The sequence below is a fragment of the Pseudomonas sp. MWU318 genome, assembly GCF_016756945.1.
GTDB classification, from domain to species: Bacteria; Pseudomonadota; Gammaproteobacteria; order Pseudomonadales; family Pseudomonadaceae; genus Aquipseudomonas; species Aquipseudomonas putida_A.
This window is the reverse complement of record NZ_JAESJL010000007.1, coordinates 1-19,840: the sequence shown is the minus strand read 5'-3', so window position 1 is coordinate 19,840 and position 19,840 is coordinate 1. Positions and strand designations below refer to the sequence as shown.

Genomic DNA, 19,840 nt, shown 5'->3' with positions numbered 1-19,840 from the left:
TCTTGACGGTCTTGAAGATCAAAAGATCGCAGCGTGCCGCAGCTCCTACAGGATTTGTGTGCTCCGGGTATTCGCTGTGCGAATGCCGATAGTGTTTCTGCGATTTGCAGCTTATCGTGCTGGCAATCTGTCCATTTCCTGGAGTTTGCCCATGAGCGAAGCCCACGCCGCCCTGATCACCCGCTTCTATCAGGCCTTCCAGCGCCTCGACGCCGAGGCCATGGCCGCCTGCTACACCGACGATGTGGTGTTCAGCGATCCGGCTTTCGGTGAACTGCGCGGGCGCGATGCCGGCGACATGTGGCGCATGCTCACCACCCGCGCCAAGGACTTCTCCCTGACTTTCGACAATGTCCGCGCCGACGAGCGCAGTGGCGGTGCGCACTGGGTGGCGACTTACCTGTTCAGCCAGACCGGCAACGTGGTGATCAACGATATACAGGCGCGCTTCGTCTTTCGTGACGGCAAGATCTGCGAGCACCACGATCACTTCGACCTGTGGCGCTGGTCGCGGCAGGCGTTGGGTTTCAAAGGCTTGCTGCTGGGCTGGACACCGCTGGTGCGCAACGCGGTCCGGGCGCAGGCGCTGAAAGGGCTGAAGGCATTTCAGGCCGGTCGCTGATAAGATCGCGGCCTGTTTCCTACACGTCCAGATCCCGAAGTGACCAGCCTCAGCGAAAAACCACTTGATGTCGTCGAGCCAGTGAGCAAGGCCTGGTTCGTCTACCTCGTGCGCGCGGCCAACGGTTCGCTGTATTGCGGGATCAGCGACGACCCGGTGCGCCGCTTCGCCAAGCATCAGAGCGGCAAGGGCGCGCGCTTCTTCCTGTCCAGCCCGGCGATGGCGCTGGTCTACACCGAACGTTGCCGCGACAAGAGCGATGCGTTGCGTCAGGAACGCTTGATCAAGAAGCTGCGCAAGAGCGCCAAGGAATGCCTGGTCGCGTCTTATCAATCTGACTGATCGGTTCCCATCAGGCAGATCTGTAGGCTGCTAACCAAATGCACGCTAAGCTGCGGACTCACTTTCTGTGCGGCGGAGCCGAGCATGTCCGAGTTGATTCTGCATCATTACCCGACCTCTCCATTTGCCGAAAAGGCTCGTCTGCTATTGGGCTTCAAAGGCTTGTCGTGGCGCTCGGTGCACATTTCGCCGGTGATGCCCAAGCCGGATCTGACCGCGCTGACCGGTGGCTATCGCAAGACCCCGGTGTTGCAGGTCGGCGCCGACATCTATTGCGACACATCGTTGATTGCCCGTCGTCTGGAGCAGGAAAAAGCCCTGCCGGCGTTTTTCCCGGAAGGGCAGGAAATGACCAGCGCCAGCTTCGCCGCGTGGGCCGATTCGGTGGTGTTCCAGCATGCGGTCAGCCTGGTGTTCCAGCCGGAATCGGTGGCGGTGCGCTTTGGCAAGTTGCCGCCGGAAGCGATCAAGGCGTTTATCGCTGACCGTGCCGGGCTGTTCAGTGGCGGCAGTGCCACGCGACTGTCGGCCGAGCAGGCCAAGCATCAATGGCCAACGCTCATGGCGCGGCTGGAGCAGCAGTTGCAGCGCGAGCAGGGCGACTTCCTGTTCGGTGAACCGTCGATTGCCGACTTCGCCCTGGCGCATCCACTGTGGTTCCTCAAGGCGACGCACGTCACTGCGCCGTTGGTCGATGAATATCCGGCCGTGACTGCCTGGCTGGGGCGTGTGCTGGGCTTTGGTCATGGTGCCGCGAGTGAGATGACTGCCGAGGAGGCGCTGGAAGTCGCGCGCAGTTCGACGCCGGCGGCGTTGCCGGATGAGCAGTTTGTCGATCCGAACGGTTTCAAGGCCGGGCAGCAGGTGGCGATTGCCGCGACAGATTACGGGGTTGATCCGGTGGTGGGTGAGTTGCTGTTTGCTGGCCGCGAAGAGCTGATCCTGCGTCGCGAAGACCCGCGTGGCGGCGTGGTGCACGTGCACTTTCCGCGCTTTGGATTCCGCATCGAAGCTCGCTGATCTCGCAAGTCAGATACAAAACCTGTGGGAGCGGGCTTGCTCGCGAATGCGGTGAATCAGTCGCGATCATTATTGACTGGCACACCGCTTTCGCGAGCAAGCCCGCTCCCACAGTTGTTATTTCAGGGCGGCGAGGATCTCGTCCGGGTCAAACCCGCGAATCAACGTGCCATTCACGTCGATCAGCGGAATCCCGCGTCCACCCAGCGCCTCATACGCCTTGCGCGCCTCGGCGTCCTTCTCGATGTCGAATTCCTTGAAAGGAATCCCCTTGCTGTCGAGAAAGCGTTTGGTCTGCTTGCAGTAGCCGCACCAGTCGGTGGCATACAACACGACACGGGCCTGCGCCCGCGTCTGCTCAGAGACCATCTGCGACGGGTTGAACACCCGCTCGATCTTGCCCCAGTTCTGATAGACCACGACCACCAGCAGGACCAGTGCGACCTTCTTCAGCACATTGCCGAGCATCAGTTGCGGCGCTTGAGCTGATCAGTGAGCGAGGTCGGCAGGCCCTTGATGATCAGGGTGCCGGCCTCTTCGTCGTACTCGATCTTCGAACCCAGCAGGTGCGCTTCAAAGCTGATCGACAGGCCTTCGGCGCGGCCGGTGAAGCGGCGGAACTGGTTAAGGGTGCGTTTGTCCGCCGGAATCTCCGGCGACAGACCGTAGTCCTTGTTGCGGATGTGGTCGTAAAAGGCTTTCGGGCGTTCTTCGTCGATCAGCTCCGACAGCTCTTCCAGGCCCATCGGCTCGCCGAGCTTGGCCTGGCTGCTGGCGTAATCGACCAGGGTCTTGGTTTTTTCGCGGGCCGACTCTTCCGGCAGGTCTTCGCTCTCGACGAAGTCGCTGAAGGCCTTGAGCAGGGTGCGCGTCTCACCCGGGCCGTCGACGCCTTCCTGGCAGCCGATGAAGTCGCGGAAGTATTCCGAAACCTTCTTGCCGTTCTTGCCCTTGATGAACGAGATGTACTGCTTGGACTGCTTGTTGTTCTGCCACTCGGACACGTTGATCCGCGCCGCCAGGTGCAGCTGGCCGAGGTCGAGGTGACGCGATGGGGTCACGTCCAGCTCATCGGTCACCGCCACGCCTTCGCTGTGGTGCAGCAGGGCGATCGCCAGGTAGTCGGTCATGCCTTGCTGATAGTGGGCGAACAGCACGTGGCCACCGACCGACAGGTTCGACTCTTCCATCAGCTTCTGCAGATGCTCGACCGCAACCTTGCTGAACGCGGCGAAGTCCTTGCCGCCTTCCATGTATTCCTTCAGCCAGCCGCTGAACGGAAACGCGCCGGATTCCGGATGGAACAGGCCCCAGGCTTTGCCCTGTTTGGCGTTGTAGCTCTCGTTGAGGTCGGCGAGCATGTTCTCGATGGCCGCGGACTCAGCCAGTTCGGAGTCACGGGCGTGCAGAACTGCGGGCGTGCCGTCGGGTTTTTTGTCGATCAGGTGGACGATGCAATGACGGATCGGCATGGGCTTCTCGGCTGGTGGAAGGGAGGAGGGCAGGCTCCCCCGAAAAAGCGCCCAGTGTACCGCAATCTCCATTCGAGGCTCTCTGTAGGAGCTGCCGAAGGCTGCGATCTTTTGATTTTGATTTTTCAAAAACAAGATCAAAAGATCGCAGCCTTCGGCAGCTCCTACATGAATGGGGGATGGTCGGGAAATTGTGGCCCATGGCGGCGTAATCAGGGGGTGGAAGGGCAAATCCGGGGCAAGCGCCTGTGCTTATGCAGTTTTTTACCAATTTAGAGCAATAAAGCTGACCAAATGGGTAGCTAGAGGCGGATATTTCCCCGTCTCTGTGCTAGTTTTGCCCGGTCTTACGCGAAGTCACTGCGTTAAGCGTGCAATCAGCATTTGTCAGGTCGAACCAAACCCTGATTTCGGCATCTATAACCCGACTCGTCGTGGTTATCGCCGAGGGTGCCAGATCCAGAAGATCGGGCTCGATGGCTGACACTGCACTCTGCAATCCATATGAATTTGATAGGGAAGGAACACTACATGGCTCTTACTAAAGACCAACTGATCGCCGACATCGCTGAAGCTATCGACGCGCCGAAAACCACCGCGCGTAACGCTCTGGACCAACTGGGCCAAATCGTTGCCGATCAGCTGGAAAACGGCGGCGAAATCACCTTGCCAGGTATCGGCAAGCTGAAAGTGACCGAGCGTCCTGCCCGCACTGGCCGTAACCCTTCGACTGGCGCTGCCATCGAAATCCCTGCCAAGAAAGTGATCAAGCTGGTTGTGGCCAAAGGCCTGACCGACGCTGTGAACAAGTAAGACGCAGCGATAAAAAAACCGTGCACCGGAGCGATCCGGGCACGGTTTTTTTGTGTCTGCGATTTAGCGTGGAGCTACGCCACTCTGTAGGAGCTGTCGAGTGAAACGAGGCTGCGATCTTTTCAGGATCAAGATCAAAAGATCGCAGCGTGCCGCAGCTCCTACAGAATCAGCGAACCCAGCGCTCGCGACGCCAGATCTGCTGCTCGGACTTGGTCTGAAAGGTCCATGCCACAAAGCGGCTCTGTTTCTGCCCTTGCGACATATCCACCACCTGGCTTTCCAGCACGCCGGCCTTTTTCAGGGCGGTTTCGATGGCCGGCAGGTTCGAGGCTTTCGACACCAGGGTGCTGAACCACAGCACCTTGTGCTGGAAGTTCGCGCTCTCGGCGATCAGTTGCGTTACGAAACGCGCTTCACCGCCCTCACACCACAGCTCGGCCGACTGACCACCGAAGTTCAGCACCGGCAGCTTGCGTTTCGGATCGGCCTTGCCCAGTGCGCGCCATTTGCGCTCGCTGCCCTTGGTCGCCTCTTCCATCGAAGCGTGGAACGGCGGGTTGCACATGGTCAGGTCGAAGCGCTCTCCCGGCTCCAGCAAGCCGATCAGGATGTGCTTGCGGTTTTCCTGCTGGCGCAGCTGGATCACCTTGTTCAGCCCGTTGGACTGGACGATGGCTCGGGCGGCAGCCACGGCGGTCGGATCGATTTCCGAACCGAGGAAGTGCCAGCGGTATTCGCTGTTGCCGATCAGCGGATAAACGCAGTTGGCGCCCATGCCGATATCCAGCACGTTGACGATCGCGCCGCGCGGCACTTTGCCGTCGTTCATGCTCGCCAGCAGGTCGGCGAGGAAATGCACGTAATCGGCACGGCCCGGGACCGGTGGGCACAGATAATCCGCCGGAATGTCCCAATGCTCGATGCCATAGAACGCCTTGAGCAGCGCCCGGTTGAACACGCGCACCGCGTCGGGGCTGGCGAAGTCGATGCTTTCCTTGCCGTACGGGTTGGTGATCACGAATTTCGCCAGTTCCGGCGTGGTCTTGATCAGCGCCGGGAAGTCGTAGCGACCCTGGTGGCGATTGCGCGGGTGCAGGCTGGCCTTTTCACGCGGCTCGACGGCTTTGGCCGGGGTCGCGGCATCAGGCTTCTTGCGCGCAGGTTTGGGTGTGCGGGGGGCGTTCATGGGTGTGATCGATTCGGGTATGGCTGAAAGTGGCGGGTATTGTCCCACATCCAGCCGCTGTGAACCCCATTCCCTGTAGGAGCTGCCGCAGGCTGCGATCTTTTGATCTTGTTTTTAAAAATCCAAAGTCAAAAGATCGCAGCCTGCGGCAGCTCCTACAGGGGAGGTGTGGCGGGCATAAAAAAGGGAGGCCATTGCGGCCTCCCTTTTTCATTGCGGCTTGCCCTTACAGGCTGGAAATCCGCGCGTGCTGCTCGGCCAGTTTGCCCAGGGCCTGTTCAGCCTCGGCCAGTTTGGCGCGTTCCTTCTCGATGACTTCGGCCGGGGCCTTGTCAACGAAACCGGCGTTCGACAGCTTGCCGCCAACCCGCTGGACTTCGCCCTGCAGACGCAGGATTTCCTTATCCAGACGTGCCAGCTCGGCGCCCTTGTCGATCAGACCGGCCATCGGCACCAGCACTTCCATCTCGCCCACCAGTGCGGTGGCGGACAGCGGCGCTTCTTCGCCAGCAGCGAGTACCGTGATCGACTCGAGACGCGCCAGCTTCTTCAGCAGCGCCTCGTTCTCTGTCAGGCGACGCTGATCTTCAGCGCTGACGTTCTTCAGGTAGATCGGCAACGGTTTGCCCGGGCCGATGTTCATTTCGCCACGGATGTTACGTGTGCCGAGCATCAGGCCCTTGAGCCACTCGATGTCGTCTTCGGCGGCTGGATCGATGCGCTCCTCGTTGGCCACCGGCCAAGGCTGCAGCATGATCGTCTTGCCCTGAATGCCGGCCAGCGGCGCGATGCGCTGCCAGATTTCTTCGGTGATGAACGGCATGAACGGGTGCGCCAGACGCAGCGCCACTTCCAGTACGCGCACCAGGGTGCGACGGGTGCCGCGCTGACGCTCGACCGGAGCGTTTTCGTCCCACAGCACTGGCTTGGACAGTTCCAGGTACCAGTCGCAGTACTGGTTCCAGATGAACTCGTACAGCGCTTGCGCGGCGAGGTCGAAACGGAACTGATCCAGTTGACGGGTCACTTCGGCTTCGGTGCGTTGCAGTTGCGAGATGATCCAGCGATCCGCCAGCGACAGCTCATAGGCTTCGCCGTTCTGGCCGCAGTCTTCGCCCTTGTCCAGAACATAACGCGCGGCGTTCCAGATCTTGTTGCAGAAGTTGCGATAGCCTTCGACGCGGCCCATGTCGAACTTGATGTCGCGACCGGTGGACGCCAGCGAGCAGAAGGTGAAGCGCAGGGCGTCGGTGCCGTAGCTGGCGATGCCGTCGGCGAACTCGTCGCGGGTCTGCTTCTCGATCTTCTTCGCCAGTTTCGGCTGCATCATGCCGGAGGTGCGTTTCTGCACCAGGGCTTCCAGCTCGATACCGTCGATGATGTCCAGCGGGTCCAGGACGTTGCCCTTGGACTTGGACATCTTCTGACCCTGGCCATCACGCACCAGACCGTGCACGTAAACGGTCTTGAACGGTACTTGCGGGGTACCGTCCTCGTTCTTGATCAGGTGCATCGTCAGCATGATCATCCGGGCAACCCAGAAGAAAATGATGTCGAAACCGGTGACCAGCACGTCGGTGGAGTGGAATTTCTTCAGGAACTCGGTCTTTTCCGGCCAGCCGAGGGTGGAGAACGTCCACAGACCCGAGCTGAACCAGGTGTCGAGCACGTCGTTGTCCTGTTGCAGCGCAACGTCCGGGCCGAGGTTGTGCTTGGCCCGCACTTCGGCTTCGTCGCGACCGACGTAGACCTTGCCCGACTCGTCGTACCAGGCCGGAATCCGGTGGCCCCACCACAGTTGACGGCTGATGCACCAGTCCTGGATGTCGCGCATCCACGAGAAGTACATGTTTTCGTACTGTTTTGGCACGAACTGGATACGGCCGTCTTCAACGGCGGCAATCGCTGGCTCGGCCAGCGGTTTGGTCGACACGTACCACTGGTCGGTCAGCCACGGTTCGATCACGGTGCCGGAACGGTCGCCTTTCGGCACTTTCAGGTTGTGATCGTCGACGCTGACCAGCAGGCCGGCGGCATCAAACGCGGCAACGATCTGCTTACGCGCTTCGAAACGCTCGAGACCGGCGTACTCGGCCGGAATCTTGCCGTCGATGCTGTCGTTCAGCGTGCCGTCGAGGTTGAACACCTGGGCTGCGGGCAGCACGTTGGCGTTCTTGTCGAAGATGTTCAGCAGCGGCAGATTGTGGCGCTTGCCGACTTCGTAGTCGTTGAAGTCGTGGGCCGGGGTGATTTTCACGCAACCGGTGCCGAATTCAGGATCGCAGTAATCGTCGGCGATGATCGGGATGCGGCGGCCAACCAGTGGCAGCTCGACAAATTTGCCGATCAGGGCTTTGTAGCGCTCATCGTTCGGGTTAACCGCGACGGCGGAGTCGCCGAGCATGGTTTCCGGACGGGTGGTCGCGACGATCAGGAAATCGTTGCCTTCAGCGGTTTTCGCGCCGTCAGCCAGCGGGTACTTGAGGTTCCACAGGAAACCTTTCTCGTCGTGGTTTTCCACTTCGAGGTCGGAAATCGCCGTGTGCAACTTGGTGTCCCAGTTGACCAGACGCTTGCCGCGGTAGATCAGGCCGTCTTCGTGCAGGCGTACGAAGGCTTCTTTAACCGCTTCCGAGAGACCGTCGTCCATGGTGAAGCGCTCGCGGCTCCAGTCCACAGACGAGCCGAGGCGGCGGATCTGGCGGCTGATGTTGCCGCCGGACTGATCCTTCCACTCCCAGACTTTCTCGAGGAATTTCTCGCGGCCCAGGTCGTGACGGTTCTGGCCGGTGGCTTCCAGTTGACGCTCGACCAGCATCTGCGTGGCGATACCGGCGTGGTCGGTGCCCGGCTGCCACAGGGTGTTGCGACCCTGCATGCGGCGGAAACGGATCAGGGCGTCCATGATCGCGTTGTTGAAACCGTGACCCATGTGCAGGCTGCCGGTGACGTTCGGCGGCGGGATCATGATGGTGTAGGAATCGCCCGCGCCTTGCGGTGCGAAATAGTTCTCGGACTCCCAGGTGTTGTACCAGGAAGTTTCAATGGCGTGCGGCTGGTAGGTCTTATCCATGCGCGGCGGGACCCTATTGGCATTTATTCAGGAAAAGCCGGGAAGTATAGCGGGGCATGGGGCCGAGGGCGAGCGGGGGGGAGGCTGGGCGGACACTAATGTTGGGGGGAGCCTTGTGGTGAGGGGATTTATCCCCGATGGGCCGCGCAGCAGCCCTAATATTTCAATCACGCTGCGTATTTGCAGGGTTCACGACTGCTGCGCAGCCGATCGGGGATAAATCCCCTCGCCACAAGGAGATCCATCCGGGTTATTCGTACTGGCTGAGGAGCCGTTCCATCCGCGCTTCGAGGCGGCGTTTGATTTCGGTTTCGATGTGCGGCGCGAAGTCGTCGATCACGTCCTGCATGATCAATTGCGCGGCGGCGCGCAGTTCGCTATCGAGGTGCAGCAGGGCGTCCGGGCCTTTATCCACAGGTGCGGCAGCAGGTGCCGGGGCCGGAGCAGGTGGCGGTTCGACGGTCGGCGGCGTGGCGTCGACGGCCTCGAACAGCATCGGAATCTGTTCCTGTTCGCCGTCCTCGACCGTGTCGGTCAGCAGTGGCGGTTGCAGGTTGTCATCGCCGAGCAACTGGCGGATCGATTCGAGATCGTCCAGCAGGTGTGCAGGCTTTTGCAGCGGTTTTGGAGTGTCCATCGGCGTACTCAGAGTCGCTGTAAACGGTGATCTTGCAGAGGATAGCCCTGTTCGCGGTAGAAACGGAAACTCTCCCGTGCCGCCGCGCGAATCGTCGGATCTTCCACCACCACTTCCGCCACTCGGGCGAATTGGCTGGCGAAGGCCGGGACTTTCAGGTCGAGGTTGACCAGCAGATCCTGATGCGCGCCGCAGTCAGCGCCCAATCCCAGCACGATCAAACCGTCCGGTTCGCTTTCGGCAGGGCCGTGCGGCACGAAGGTTTCGCCCTTGAACGCCCACAGGCGTGCATCGAGATCGTCACGCTGAGCGGCATCGCTGCAATGCAGGTAGATGCGGTGGCCCATGCGCCAGGCTTTTTCAGTGAGTTTGCAGGCAAAGTCCAGGCGAGCCGAAGGATCGGCGCTGGGCAGGATATAGAAGTCGACTTTGGTCATTGCGGTTCCCTGAGCCTTGAGCGGCGTCACCGCAAAGTGACGCCGCCCAGGTTCATCGGTTTCAGGCTTTGGCGCGGTCCAGCAGGTATTGGGTCAGCAGCGGAACCGGACGGCCGGTGGCGCCCTTGTCCTTGCCGCCGCTGGTCCACGCGGTGCCCGCGATGTCCAGGTGCGCCCAGTTGAGGTTCTTGGTGAAGCGCGACAGGAAGCACGCGGCGGTTATGGTGCCGGCCTTCGGCCCGCCAATGTTGGCGATGTCGGCGAACGGGCTGTCCAGTTGCTCCTGGTATTCGTCGAACAGCGGCAGTTGCCAGGCGCGGTCGTCAGCAGCCTTGCCGGCGCTGAGCAGTTGCTCGATCAGTTCGTCGTTATTGCCCAGCAGGCCGGAAGTGTGTGCACCGAGTGCAACCACACAGGCACCGGTCAGGGTGGCGATGTCGATCACTGCTTGTGGCTTGAAGCGCTCGGAGTAGGTCAGGGCGTCGCACAGCACCAGACGGCCTTCGGCGTCGGTGTTGAGGATTTCCACGGTCTGGCCGCTCATGGTGGTGACGATGTCGCCCGGACGCGAAGCATTGCCGCTCGGCATGTTTTCCGCGCAAGCGAGGATGCACACCAGGTTGATCGGCAGCTTCAGCTCGAGCACGGCACGCAGGGTACCGAACACGGAGGCTGCGCCACCCATGTCGTACTTCATTTCGTCCATGCCGGCGCCCGGCTTGAGGCTGATACCGCCGGTGTCGAAGGTGATGCCTTTGCCGACCAGCGCGTAAGGCTTCTCGGATTTCTTGCCACCGTTGTATTGCATGACGATCAGGCGCGGCGGCTGGGCGCTGCCCTGGCCGACGGCGTAGAACGAGCCCATGCCCAGGGATTTGATCTTCTTCTCGTCGAGGACTTCGACTTTCAGATCCTTGAACTCTTTGCCGAGGTTCTTCGCTTGCTCGCCAAGGAACGTCGGGTGGCAGATGTTCGGCGGCAGGTTGCCCAGGGTGCGGGTGAAGGCCATGCCGTTGGCGATTGCCGTAGCGTGGTTCACGGCGCGCTGCACTTCAGCCTGAGCAGCCTTGATGGTCAGCAGGGTAATTTTTTTCAGGGTGCGCGGTTCGGCTTTCTGGCTCTTGAACTGGTCGAAGGTGTATTCGCCGTCCACCAGGGTTTCCGCCAGCAGACGGGTCTTGCCGTAGCTGTCGCGGTTCTTGACGATGATTTCATCCAGGGCCAGCACGGCGTCGCTGCCGCCCAGACCTTTCAGGGTATTGAGGATGCCGGCAACGATTTTGCGGAACGGACGGTCGCCCAGTTCTTCATCCTTGCCGACGCCGACCAGCAGCACGCGCTCGGCTTTCAGGTTCGGCAGGCTGTGCAGCAGCAGGCTCTGACCGACCTTGCCGGCCAGATCGCCACGCTTGAGCACGGCGCTGATCGCGCCACCGCTCAGTTCGTCGATCTGTCTGGCGGCGACGCCGAGTTTGCGGCCTTCGCCGACGGCAACCACCAGAGTGGCGGTTTTCAACGTTTCTGGGCTAACGCTTTTTACAACCAGTTCCATGTCCGGATCCCTGAATGAATGGTCAACACACAGGCGTTCGACGGTGTCCGCAGTCGCCTGCTTATAGATAGAAGAGGCGCAGGTCTGTGCCTGCGACGAAGGCGGCAGTTTGAACCTCGCTCACCGCGCCTGACAACCCTCGGTTGTGCGATCTTCAACGGAATCTACGCTTGGGTGAGTGTGCGCAGTGACAGGCGCCCTCAATCACAGGATAATGCCGCATCTTTTTTCGACGGCTCTGCCTTGCGGGTCGCTCGAAACGTTTGCTTGTTTGGCCGCCTTAGCCTGACAACCCTGGAGTGTCTGGTTTGATCGTCTTCCGTTATCTGTCCCGTGAAGTGATGTTGACCCTGAGCGCCGTCAGCGCCGTGCTGCTGGTCATCATCATGAGCGGTCGCTTCATCAAATACCTTGCCCAGGCCGCTGCGGGCCAACTCGATCCGGGATCGCTGTTCCTGATCATGGGTTACCGTCTGCCGGGTTTCATGCAACTGATCCTGCCGTTGGGTCTGTTTCTCGGGATCCTGCTGGCTTACGGCCGGCTGTACCTCGAAAGCGAAATGACCGTGCTCTCGGCCACCGGCATGAGTCAGCAGCGTCTGCTGCGCATGACCCTGTTCCCGGCGACGCTGGTGGCACTGGTGGTGGCGTGGCTGAGCCTGAGTCTGGCCCCGCAAGGCGCCAACCAGTTTCAGTTGCTGCTGAACAAGCAGGACGCCCTGACCGAGTTCGATACCCTCGAGCCTGGCCGTTTCCAGGCATTGCGTGACGGTACCCGAGTGACCTACACCGAAAGCCTGACCGACGATCGCGTCAACCTCGGCGGCGTGTTCATCTCGCAGAAAAATCTCGGGGCCAATCAGAAGGACCGCGGGATTTCCGTGCTGGTGGCCGAAAAGGGCCGTCAGGAGATCCACTCTGACGGCAACCGCTACCTGATCCTGCACAACGGCTATCGCTATGACGGCAGCCCGGGTCAGGCCGATTACCGCGCGATCAAATACGACACCTACGGCGTATTGCTGCCAAAACCTGATGCCAGTGACGAAGTCACCGACCGTGACGCGATCCCGACTTCGACCCTGCTGGGCGCCGACGACGAGCGTTCCAGGGCCGAACTGCAATGGCGGATTTCCCTGCCGTTGCTGGTGTTCATCGTGACCCTGATGGCGGTGCCGCTGTCGCGGGTCAATCCGCGTCAGGGCCGTTTCCTGAAGCTGCTGCCGGCGATTCTTCTTTATATGGCTTACCTGACCATCCTGATTGCCGCCCGCGGCGCCCTCGAAAAAGGCAAGATTCCAGCGGCGCTGGGACTGTGGTGGGTGCACGGGATCTTCCTGGTCATCGGTCTCGGCCTGCTGTACTGGGAGCCGTTGCGCCTGAAGCTGGCCAGCCGTCGCAGCGCTGCGCTGGAGGTGGCCCGTGGTTAAACTCGACCGCTACATCGGCAGCAGCGTATTCGTGGCGATCATCGCCGTGCTGGCGATCATTCTGGGTCTGGCGACCCTGTTTGCCTTCATCGACGAGATGAGCGACGTCAGCGATACCTACACGCTGACCGATGTGCTGAGCTTTGTCCTGCTCACCGCACCGCGTCGCTTGTATGAAATGTTGCCGATGGCCGCGCTGATCGGCTGTCTGATCGGCCTCGGCAGTCTGGCCAGCAGCAGCGAACTGACGGTCATGCGCGCCGCGGGTGTGTCCATCGGGCGCATCGTCTGGGCGGTCATGAAGCCAATGCTGGTGCTGATGCTGGCCGGCGTGCTGATCGGCGAATACGTGGCCCCGGCCACCGAAAGCATGGCCCAGGCCAATCGCTCGCTGGCGCAAGGCAGCGGCGATGCGCAGAGCGCCAAGCACGGCATGTGGCACCGTCAGGGTGAGGAATTCATCCACATCAACGCCGTGCAACCCGACGGCCTGTTGTATGGCGTGACCCGCTATCACTTCGACAAAGAGCGCCACCTGCTCAGCTCCAGCTTCGCCAAGCGTGCGGAGTTCGACGGCAAGCGCTGGCTGCTCAGCGACGTGACCACCACGGTCTTCCACGAGCGCAGCACCGAAGTGGTGAATGCGCCGAGCGAGGAGTGGGACGTGTCGCTGAGCCCGCAACTGCTCAACACGGTGGTGATGGCGCCTGAGTCGCTGTCGATTTCCGGTCTGTGGGGCTACATCCACTACCTGGCGGATCAGGGCCTGAGCAACGGCCGCTACTGGCTGGCATTTTGGGTCAAGGTGTTGCAGCCGCTGGTCACCGCCGCGCTGGTGCTGATGGCGATCTCCTTCATCTTCGGTCCGTTGCGCTCGGTGACCCTCGGTCAGCGAGTGTTCACCGGTGTGCTGGTGGGCTTCACCTTCCGCATTGTCCAGGATCTGCTCGGCCCGTCGAGCCTGGTGTTCGGTTTCTCGCCGCTGTTCGCGGTGCTGGTGCCAGCCACGGTCTGTGCGCTGGCGGGTGTGTGGTTGCTGCGACGGGCCGGCTGATGGCCGCGTTGTTGCCAATGCTTTAACCGCGAAAACGCCTCGGTCGACAGATCGGGGCGTTTTCGTATGCAATCGGGGTGACAGGCGAACGTGACGCTTGCGCCGTGTATCAGGTACAATTCCCGGCTATTTTTCGGCGGGCCAAGCCTGCAGCCTTTTTGAGTGTTGATCCGTGAGTGATTTGAGTCATATCCGCAATTTCTCCATCATCGCCCACATTGACCATGGCAAGTCGACGCTGGCTGACCGTTTCATCCAGATGTGCGGTGGCCTGGCCGAGCGTGAAATGGAAGCCCAGGTACTGGATTCCATGGATCTGGAGCGCGAACGCGGGATCACCATCAAGGCCCACAGCGTTACCCTCTATTACAAGGCCAAAGATGGCGTCACCTACCAGCTGAACTTCATTGACACCCCGGGTCACGTCGACTTCACCTACGAAGTCAGCCGTTCCCTGGCCGCGTGTGAAGGTGCGTTGCTGGTGGTCGATGCCGGTCAGGGTGTTGAAGCCCAGTCCGTGGCCAACTGCTACACCGCCATCGAGCAAGGCCTCGAGGTCATGCCGGTGCTGAACAAGATCGACCTGCCCCAGGCCGAGCCGGACCGCGTCAAGGACGAGATCGAGAAGATCATCGGCATCGACGCCACCGACGCCGTCACCTGCAGCGCCAAGACCGGCCTGGGTGTCGACGAAGTGCTCGAGCGTCTGGTCGCGACCATTCCCGCGCCGACCGGCAACATCGAAGATCCGCTGCAAGCGTTGATCATCGACTCCTGGTTCGACAACTACCTGGGCGTTGTCTCCCTGGTGCGCGTGCGTCATGGCCGCGTGAAGAAGGGCGACAAGATCCTGGTGAAATCCACCGGCAAGATCCACCTGGTCGACAGCGTTGGTGTATTCAACCCGAAGCACACCGCTACCGCTGACCTCAAGGCTGGCGAAGTGGGCTTCATCATCGCCAGCATCAAGGACATTCACGGTGCGCCGGTCGGTGACACCCTGACCCTGAGCTCGACCCCGGATGTGCCGGTTCTGCCCGGCTTCAAACGCATCCAGCCACAGGTTTACGCCGGTCTGTTCCCGGTCAGCTCCGACGACTTCGAGGACTTCCGCGAAGCGCTGCAGAAACTGACCCTGAACGACTCGTCGCTGCAGTACACCCCGGAAAGCTCCGACGCCCTGGGCTTCGGCTTCCGTTGCGGGTTCCTCGGCATGCTGCACATGGAGATCATCCAGGAACGCCTCGAGCGCGAATACGACCTGGACCTGATCACCACCGCGCCAACGGTAATTTTCGAGCTGGTGCTGAAAACCGGTGAAACGATTTACGTCGACAACCCATCCAAGCTTCCGGATGTGTCGGCAATCGAAGACATGCGCGAGCCTATCGTGCGGGCCAACATTCTGGTTCCGCAGGAACACCTGGGCAACGTCATCACCCTGTGCATCGAGAAACGCGGCGTACAGGTCGACATGCTGTTCCTCGGCAATCAGGTACAGGTGACCTACGACCTGCCGATGAACGAAGTGGTCCTGGACTTCTTCGATCGCCTCAAATCCACCAGCCGCGGCTATGCTTCGCTGGATTACCATTTCGATCGTTACCAATCGGCTAATCTGGTGAAACTGGACGTGCTGATCAACGGTGACAAGGTCGACGCCCTGGCGTTGATCGTGCACCGTGACAATTCGCACTTCAAAGGTCGCCAGTTGACCGAGAAGATGAAAGAACTGATTCCTCGTCAGATGTTCGACGTAGCGATCCAGGCGGCCATTGGCGGTCAGATCGTTGCCCGGACAACCGTCAAGGCACTCAGAAAGAACGTATTGGCCAAATGCTACGGCGGTGACGTAAGCCGTAAGAAAAAGCTGCTTGAAAAGCAAAAGGCCGGTAAGAAACGCATGAAGCAGGTCGGCAACGTGGAAATTCCGCAAGAAGCCTTCCTTGCCGTGCTCAGGTTGGAATAGTCAGGTCCTATGTCACTAAATTTCCCGCTGTTGCTGGTCATCGCCGTGTTCGTCTGCGGCCTGTTGGCGTTGCTCGATCTGCTGTTCCTGGCGCCGCGTCGGCGTGCTGCCATTGCCTCTTATCAAGGCAGTGTCAGCCAGCCCGAGCCCGTGGTGGTCGAGAAGCTGAACAAAGAGCCGTTGCTGGTTGAATACGGCAAGTCGTTCTTTCCGGTGCTGTTCATCGTGCTGGTGCTGCGTTCGTTCCTGGTGGAACCGTTCCAGATCCCGTCCGGCTCGATGAAACCGACCCTGGACGTGGGCGACTTCATTCTGGTGAACAAGTTTTCTTACGGGATCCGCCTGCCGGTGATCGATAAGAAAATCATCGAAGTCGGTGATCCGCAGCGTGGCGATGTGATGGTGTTCCGCTACCCGAGCGACCCGAACGTCAACTACATCAAGCGTGTAGTCGGCTTGCCGGGCGACACGGTGCGTTACACCGCCGACAAGCGCCTGTTGGTCAATGGCGAGTCGATTGCCGAACAACTGGTCGGCTCCGAGCCGGGCACGCTGGGCAGCGCGGAGCTCTACAAGGAAAAACTCGGCGCTGCCGAGCACCTGATCCGCAAGGAAATGAGCCGCTACCGTGCTACCCCGGACCATACCTGGACCGTGCCGGCCGGCCATTACTTCATGATGGGCGACAACCGCGACAACTCCAACGACAGTCGCTACTGGGATGACCCGAACATTCCCAAGGATCTGCTGGGCATGGTTCCCGACCAGAATATCGTCGGCAAAGCCTTCGCTGTCTGGATGAGCTGGCCGGAACCGAAACTCAGCCACCTGCCGAATTTCTCGCGGGTTGGCCTGATCAAGTAATCAATCACGGCGCTGTTGACCACAGCGCCGAATGCATTTCTGGAGTCGACACAAATCGGCACCAGGGCATGAAGCCACGATATTCAGGACGTCATTTTTGAACACAGCGTTAATTGTCCCAGGCCTGCGCCGTACCCCGGCGATGGCAGTGGAATCCAGCCACGAACTCAGCGTGGGTAAACCGTGAGCGTTTCTCTAAGCCGTCTCGAGCGCCAGCTCGGTTACACCTTCAAGGATCAGGAGCTGATGCTGCTGGCCCTCACGCACCGCAGCTTTGCCGGTCGTAATAACGAACGCCTGGAATTCCTCGGCGATGCCATCCTCAACTTCGTTGCCGGCGAGGCGCTGTTCGATCGCTTCCCGCTGGCCCGCGAAGGCCAGTTGTCGCGTTTGCGCGCACGTCTGGTGAAGGGTGAGACACTGGCCGTGCTGGCCCGTGGTTTCGACTTGGGCGACTACCTGCGTCTGGGCTCGGGCGAACTGAAAAGCGGTGGCTTCCGTCGCGAATCGATTCTGGCCGATGCCCTCGAAGCGCTGATCGGTGCGATCTACCTCGATGCCGGCATGGACGTCGCTCGCGAGCGCGTACTGGCCTGGCTGGCCGGTGAGTTCGAAGGCCTGACGCTGGTCGATACCAACAAGGATCCCAAGACCCGTCTGCAGGAACATCTGCAATCGCGCGGTTGCGAACTGCCACGCTACGAAGTGGTGGATATCCAGGGTGAGCCGCACTGCCGTACTTTCTTCGTCGAGTGCGAAGTGGTCTTATTGAATGAAAAAAGCCGAGGTCAGGGTGTGAGCCGTCGTATTGCCGAACAGGTAGCGGCCGCCGCAGCACTGATTGCCCTGGGCGTGGAGAATGGCAATGACTGATACAAACGCAACTCGCTGTGGCTACGTTGCCATCGTCGGCCGTCCCAACGTCGGCAAGTCGACGTTGCTCAACCACATCCTCGGCCAGAAGCTCGCGATCACCTCGCGCAAGCCGCAGACCACCCGCCACAACATGCTCGGGATCAAGACCGAGGGTGACGTGCAGGCGATCTACGTCGACACCCCCGGCATGCACAAGGGTGGCGAAAAGGCCCTGAACCGCTACATGAACAAAACCGCTTCGGCAGCATTGAAAGACGTCGACGTGGTGATCTTCGTGGTTGATCGCACCAAGTGGACCGAAGAGGACCAGATGGTGCTGGAGCGCGTGCAGTACGTGACCGGCCCGCTGATCGTCGCGCTGAACAAGACCGACCGCATCGAAGACAAGTCCGAGCTGATGCCGCACTTGTCGTGGTTGCAGGAACAGCTGCCGAATGCGCAGATCATCCCGATTTCCGCGCAGCACGGGCACAACCTCGACGCGCTGGAAAGGGTCATCGCCGAGCATCTGCCGGAGAACGATCACTTCTTCCCGGAAGACCAGATCACCGACCGCAGCAGCCGTTTCCTTGCCGCCGAACTGGTGCGCGAGAAAATCATGCGTCAGATGGGCGCCGAGCTGCCGTACCAGATCACCGTCGAGATCGAAGAGTTCAAGCAGCAGGGCAAGACCCTGCACATCCACGCGCTGATCCTCGTCGAGCGTGACGGTCAGAAGAAGATCATCATTGGCGACAAGGGTGAGCGCATCAAACGCATCGGCACCGAAGCGCGCAAGGACATGGAGCTGCTGTTCGACTCCAAGATCATGCTCAACCTGTGGGTCAAGGTGAAGGGCGGCTGGTCCGACGACGAGCGTGCACTGCGTTCGCTGGGTTACGGCGACCTGTAAGCGATTCGAAGATCAAAAGATCGCAGCCTTCGGCAGCTCCTACAGGTGTACACAAGACATTGTAGGAGCTGCCGAAGGCTGCGATCTTTTTTGCAATCCCGACCGGGAAACAACGTCCATGTCGCAAACCCCACCTCCCGCCCAACCCGCCTACGTCCTGCATTCGCGCGCCTACCGCGAAACCAGCGCGCTGGTCGACTTCCTCACGCCGCAAGGGCGGCTGCGGGCGGTGTTGCGCAGTGCGCGGGGCAAGGCCGGGACACTGGCGCGACCGTTCGTGCCGCTGGAAGTCGAGTTTCGTGGCAAGGGTGAGCTGAAGAACGTCGGGCGCATGGAAAGTGCCGGCAACGCGACCTGGATGGTCGGCGAGGCGCTGTTCAGCGGCCTCTATCTCAATGAGCTGCTGATCCGCCTGCTACCCGCCGAAGACCCGCACCCGGCGGTGTTCGATCACTACGCTGCCACACTGTTGGCGCTGGCCGAAGGTCGCCCGCTGGAGCCGTTGTTGCGCTCGTTCGAATGGCGCCTGCTGGACGATCTCGGTTACGGCTTTTCCCTGAACACCGATATCCACAGCGAACCGGTCGCGCCGGACGGTCTGTATCGTCTGCAAGTGGACGCCGGGCTTGAACGGGTGTTTCTGTTGCAGCCGGGGCTGTTCAACGGCACCGAACTGCTGGCCATGGCTGAGGCCGACTGGACCGCTCCCGGCGCACTGTCCGCCGCCAAGCGTCTGATGCGTCAGGCATTGGCCGTGCACTTGGGCGGTCGCCCCCTCGTCAGCCGCGAGCTATTTCGCAAGCCCTGATATGCTGTGCGCCGAATCTTTCCCTTCAGGAGCGCATCCGTGACCACCAGCAATCGCATTCTTCTTGGCGTGAACATCGACCACGTCGCCACCCTGCGTCAGGCCCGTGGCACACGCTACCCGGATCCGGTCAAGGCAGCGCTGGACGCGGAAGAGGCGGGCGCCGATGGCATCACCGTGCACCTGCGCGAAGACCGCCGGCACATTCAGGAACGCGACGTGCTGCTGCTCAAGGATGTGCTGCAGACCCGCATGAATTTCGAAATGGGCGTCACCGAAGAAATGATGGCGTTCGCCGAGCGCATCCGTCCGGCGCACATCTGTCTGGTCCCGGAAACCCGTCAGGAACTGACCACTGAAGGCGGTCTGGATGTAGCGGGGCAGGAAGAGCGGATCAAGGCAGCGGTGGAGCGCCTGTCGAAGATCGGCAGCGAGGTGTCGCTGTTCATCGATGCTGACGAGCGCCAGATCGCTGCGTCGAAGCGCGTCGGTGCGCCGGCCATCGAACTGCACACCGGGCGTTACGCTGATGCCGAAACCCCGACCGAAGTTGCTGAAGAGCTGAAGCGTGTGGCTGACGGCGTAGCGTTTGGTCTGGCGCAGGGCCTGATCGTCAACGCCGGGCATGGCCTGCATTATCACAACGTCGAAGCCGTGGCGGCGATCAAGGGCATCAACGAATTGAACATCGGCCATGCGCTGGTGGCGCATGCGTTGTTCGTCGGGTTCAAGTCTGCAGTGTCCGAGATGAAGGCGCTGATTCTGGCAGCTGCGCTCAAAGGCTGAAGAT

Annotated in this window: 19 protein-coding genes; 12 read left to right on the top strand and 7 right to left on the bottom strand. The window is 60.7% G+C overall.

Annotated features, from left to right (window positions below; all coding sequences use genetic code 11):
- Positions 1-151: 151 nt before the first annotated feature.
- The 3 genes from JN524_RS17170 (at position 152) to JN524_RS17160 (ending at position 1,984) form a co-directional block, all read left to right on the top strand.
- Positions 152-622 carry a nuclear transport factor 2 family protein gene (locus tag JN524_RS17170; protein WP_003221901.1) on the top strand — a complete coding sequence of 157 codons (471 nt, stop codon included), beginning with the start codon at positions 152-154 and terminating at the stop codon, positions 620-622.
- 39 nt (positions 623-661) lie between these two features.
- Positions 662-964, top strand: coding sequence for a GIY-YIG nuclease family protein (locus JN524_RS17165; protein ID WP_202370101.1), 303 nt, complete (start codon positions 662-664; stop codon positions 962-964).
- Between the two features lie 84 nt (positions 965-1,048).
- Positions 1,049-1,984, top strand: coding sequence for a glutathione S-transferase family protein (locus tag JN524_RS17160; RefSeq protein ID WP_202370100.1), 936 nt, complete (start codon positions 1,049-1,051; stop codon positions 1,982-1,984).
- A 117-nt stretch (positions 1,985-2,101) separates the two neighbouring features.
- Here JN524_RS17160 and JN524_RS17155 read toward each other — a convergent pair whose 3' ends face one another.
- Together JN524_RS17155 and yejK are read right to left on the bottom strand one after the other, a co-directional pair.
- The gene (locus JN524_RS17155; RefSeq protein WP_115986579.1) at positions 2,102-2,452 is read right to left on the bottom strand and encodes a glutaredoxin family protein; all 351 of its coding nucleotides are present in this window, start codon (positions 2,450-2,452) and stop codon (positions 2,102-2,104) included.
- Positions 2,452-3,456, bottom strand: coding sequence for a nucleoid-associated protein YejK (yejK, locus tag JN524_RS17150; protein ID WP_202370099.1), 1,005 nt, complete (start codon positions 3,454-3,456; stop codon positions 2,452-2,454). Before yejK ends, JN524_RS17155 begins: the two co-directional genes overlap by 1 nt.
- Before the next feature lie 531 nt (positions 3,457-3,987).
- Here yejK and JN524_RS17145 point away from each other — a divergent pair.
- Entirely contained in the window at positions 3,988-4,269 is a 282-nt protein-coding gene (locus JN524_RS17145) for an HU family DNA-binding protein (protein WP_003221909.1), read from the top strand.
- 169 nt (positions 4,270-4,438) lie between these two features.
- Here the strand turns inward: JN524_RS17145 and rlmF are convergent, their stop codons facing one another.
- From rlmF to JN524_RS17120, 5 genes are all read right to left on the bottom strand, one after another.
- On the bottom strand, positions 4,439-5,458 hold the full coding sequence (gene rlmF / locus JN524_RS17140; protein WP_202370098.1) for a 23S rRNA (adenine(1618)-N(6))-methyltransferase RlmF: 1,020 nt from the start codon (positions 5,456-5,458) through the stop codon (positions 4,439-4,441).
- Between the two features lie 226 nt (positions 5,459-5,684).
- Positions 5,685-8,531, bottom strand: a complete 2,847-nt coding sequence (locus tag JN524_RS17135) for a valine--tRNA ligase (RefSeq protein ID WP_007965170.1) — start codon at positions 8,529-8,531, stop codon at positions 5,685-5,687.
- Positions 8,532-8,781: 250 nt separating this feature from the next.
- Positions 8,782-9,168 carry a DNA polymerase III subunit chi gene (locus JN524_RS17130; protein ID WP_202370097.1) on the bottom strand — a complete coding sequence of 129 codons (387 nt, stop codon included), beginning with the start codon at positions 9,166-9,168 and terminating at the stop codon, positions 8,782-8,784.
- Positions 9,169-9,176: 8 nt separating this feature from the next.
- The gene (locus tag JN524_RS17125) at positions 9,177-9,605 is read right to left on the bottom strand and encodes a DNA polymerase III subunit chi (RefSeq protein WP_202370096.1); all 429 of its coding nucleotides are present in this window, start codon (positions 9,603-9,605) and stop codon (positions 9,177-9,179) included.
- 61 nt (positions 9,606-9,666) lie between these two features.
- A complete protein-coding gene (locus JN524_RS17120) occupies positions 9,667-11,157 on the bottom strand; it encodes a leucyl aminopeptidase (RefSeq protein WP_202370095.1) in 1,491 nt (496 codons plus the stop codon).
- A 308-nt stretch (positions 11,158-11,465) separates the two neighbouring features.
- Here JN524_RS17120 and lptF point away from each other — a divergent pair, with 308 nt between their 5' ends.
- From lptF to pdxJ, 8 genes are all read left to right on the top strand, one after another.
- Entirely contained in the window at positions 11,466-12,587 is a 1,122-nt protein-coding gene (gene lptF, locus JN524_RS17115; RefSeq protein ID WP_202370094.1) for an LPS export ABC transporter permease LptF, read from the top strand.
- Positions 12,580-13,641 (top strand): LPS export ABC transporter permease LptG, encoded by a 1,062-nt coding sequence (gene lptG / locus JN524_RS17110; RefSeq protein ID WP_007965162.1) that lies wholly within the window; start codon positions 12,580-12,582, stop codon positions 13,639-13,641. The genes lptF and lptG overlap by 8 nt, the downstream gene beginning before the upstream one ends.
- A 172-nt stretch (positions 13,642-13,813) precedes the next feature.
- Entirely contained in the window at positions 13,814-15,610 is a 1,797-nt protein-coding gene (gene lepA, locus JN524_RS17105) for a translation elongation factor 4 (protein ID WP_003221926.1), read from the top strand.
- A 9-nt stretch (positions 15,611-15,619) separates the two neighbouring features.
- Positions 15,620-16,474, top strand: coding sequence for a signal peptidase I (lepB, locus tag JN524_RS17100; protein WP_025112167.1), 855 nt, complete (start codon positions 15,620-15,622; stop codon positions 16,472-16,474).
- Positions 16,475-16,657: 183 nt separating this feature from the next.
- Positions 16,658-17,347 carry a ribonuclease III gene (rnc, locus tag JN524_RS17095; RefSeq protein ID WP_024011703.1) on the top strand — a complete coding sequence of 230 codons (690 nt, stop codon included), beginning with the start codon at positions 16,658-16,660 and terminating at the stop codon, positions 17,345-17,347.
- Positions 17,340-18,242 (top strand): GTPase Era, encoded by a 903-nt coding sequence (gene era, locus JN524_RS17090; protein WP_202370093.1) that lies wholly within the window; start codon positions 17,340-17,342, stop codon positions 18,240-18,242. The genes rnc and era overlap by 8 nt, the downstream gene beginning before the upstream one ends.
- Before the next feature lie 118 nt (positions 18,243-18,360).
- Positions 18,361-19,050 (top strand): DNA repair protein RecO, encoded by a 690-nt coding sequence (gene recO, locus JN524_RS17085; protein ID WP_202370092.1) that lies wholly within the window; start codon positions 18,361-18,363, stop codon positions 19,048-19,050.
- A gap of 39 nt (positions 19,051-19,089) precedes the next feature.
- A complete protein-coding gene (pdxJ, locus tag JN524_RS17080) occupies positions 19,090-19,836 on the top strand; it encodes a pyridoxine 5'-phosphate synthase (RefSeq protein ID WP_047292711.1) in 747 nt (248 codons plus the stop codon).
- Positions 19,837-19,840: the final 4 nt, after the last annotated feature.

Excerpts from the sequence above, each read along its gene's own strand:
- JN524_RS17170 (WP_003221901.1), top strand. The coding sequence starts at position 152 with ATGAGCGAAGCCCACGCCGCCCTGATCACCCGCTTCTATCAGGCCTTC.
- JN524_RS17160 (WP_202370100.1), top strand. The coding sequence starts at position 1,049 with ATGTCCGAGTTGATTCTGCATCATTACCCGACCTCTCCATTTGCCGAA.
- JN524_RS17155 (WP_115986579.1), bottom strand. The coding sequence starts at position 2,452 with ATGCTCGGCAATGTGCTGAAGAAGGTCGCACTGGTCCTGCTGGTGGTC.
- yejK (WP_202370099.1), bottom strand. The coding sequence starts at position 3,456 with ATGCCGATCCGTCATTGCATCGTCCACCTGATCGACAAAAAACCCGAC.
- JN524_RS17145 (WP_003221909.1), top strand. The coding sequence starts at position 3,988 with ATGGCTCTTACTAAAGACCAACTGATCGCCGACATCGCTGAAGCTATC.
- rlmF (WP_202370098.1), bottom strand. The coding sequence starts at position 5,458 with ATGAACGCCCCCCGCACACCCAAACCTGCGCGCAAGAAGCCTGATGCC.
- JN524_RS17135 (WP_007965170.1), bottom strand. The coding sequence starts at position 8,531 with ATGGATAAGACCTACCAGCCGCACGCCATTGAAACTTCCTGGTACAAC.
- JN524_RS17130 (WP_202370097.1), bottom strand. The coding sequence starts at position 9,168 with ATGGACACTCCAAAACCGCTGCAAAAGCCTGCACACCTGCTGGACGAT.
- JN524_RS17125 (WP_202370096.1), bottom strand. The coding sequence starts at position 9,605 with ATGACCAAAGTCGACTTCTATATCCTGCCCAGCGCCGATCCTTCGGCT.
- JN524_RS17120 (WP_202370095.1), bottom strand. The coding sequence starts at position 11,157 with ATGGAACTGGTTGTAAAAAGCGTTAGCCCAGAAACGTTGAAAACCGCC.
- lepB (WP_025112167.1), top strand. The coding sequence starts at position 15,620 with ATGTCACTAAATTTCCCGCTGTTGCTGGTCATCGCCGTGTTCGTCTGC.
- era (WP_202370093.1), top strand. The coding sequence starts at position 17,340 with ATGACTGATACAAACGCAACTCGCTGTGGCTACGTTGCCATCGTCGGC.
- recO (WP_202370092.1), top strand. The coding sequence starts at position 18,361 with ATGTCGCAAACCCCACCTCCCGCCCAACCCGCCTACGTCCTGCATTCG.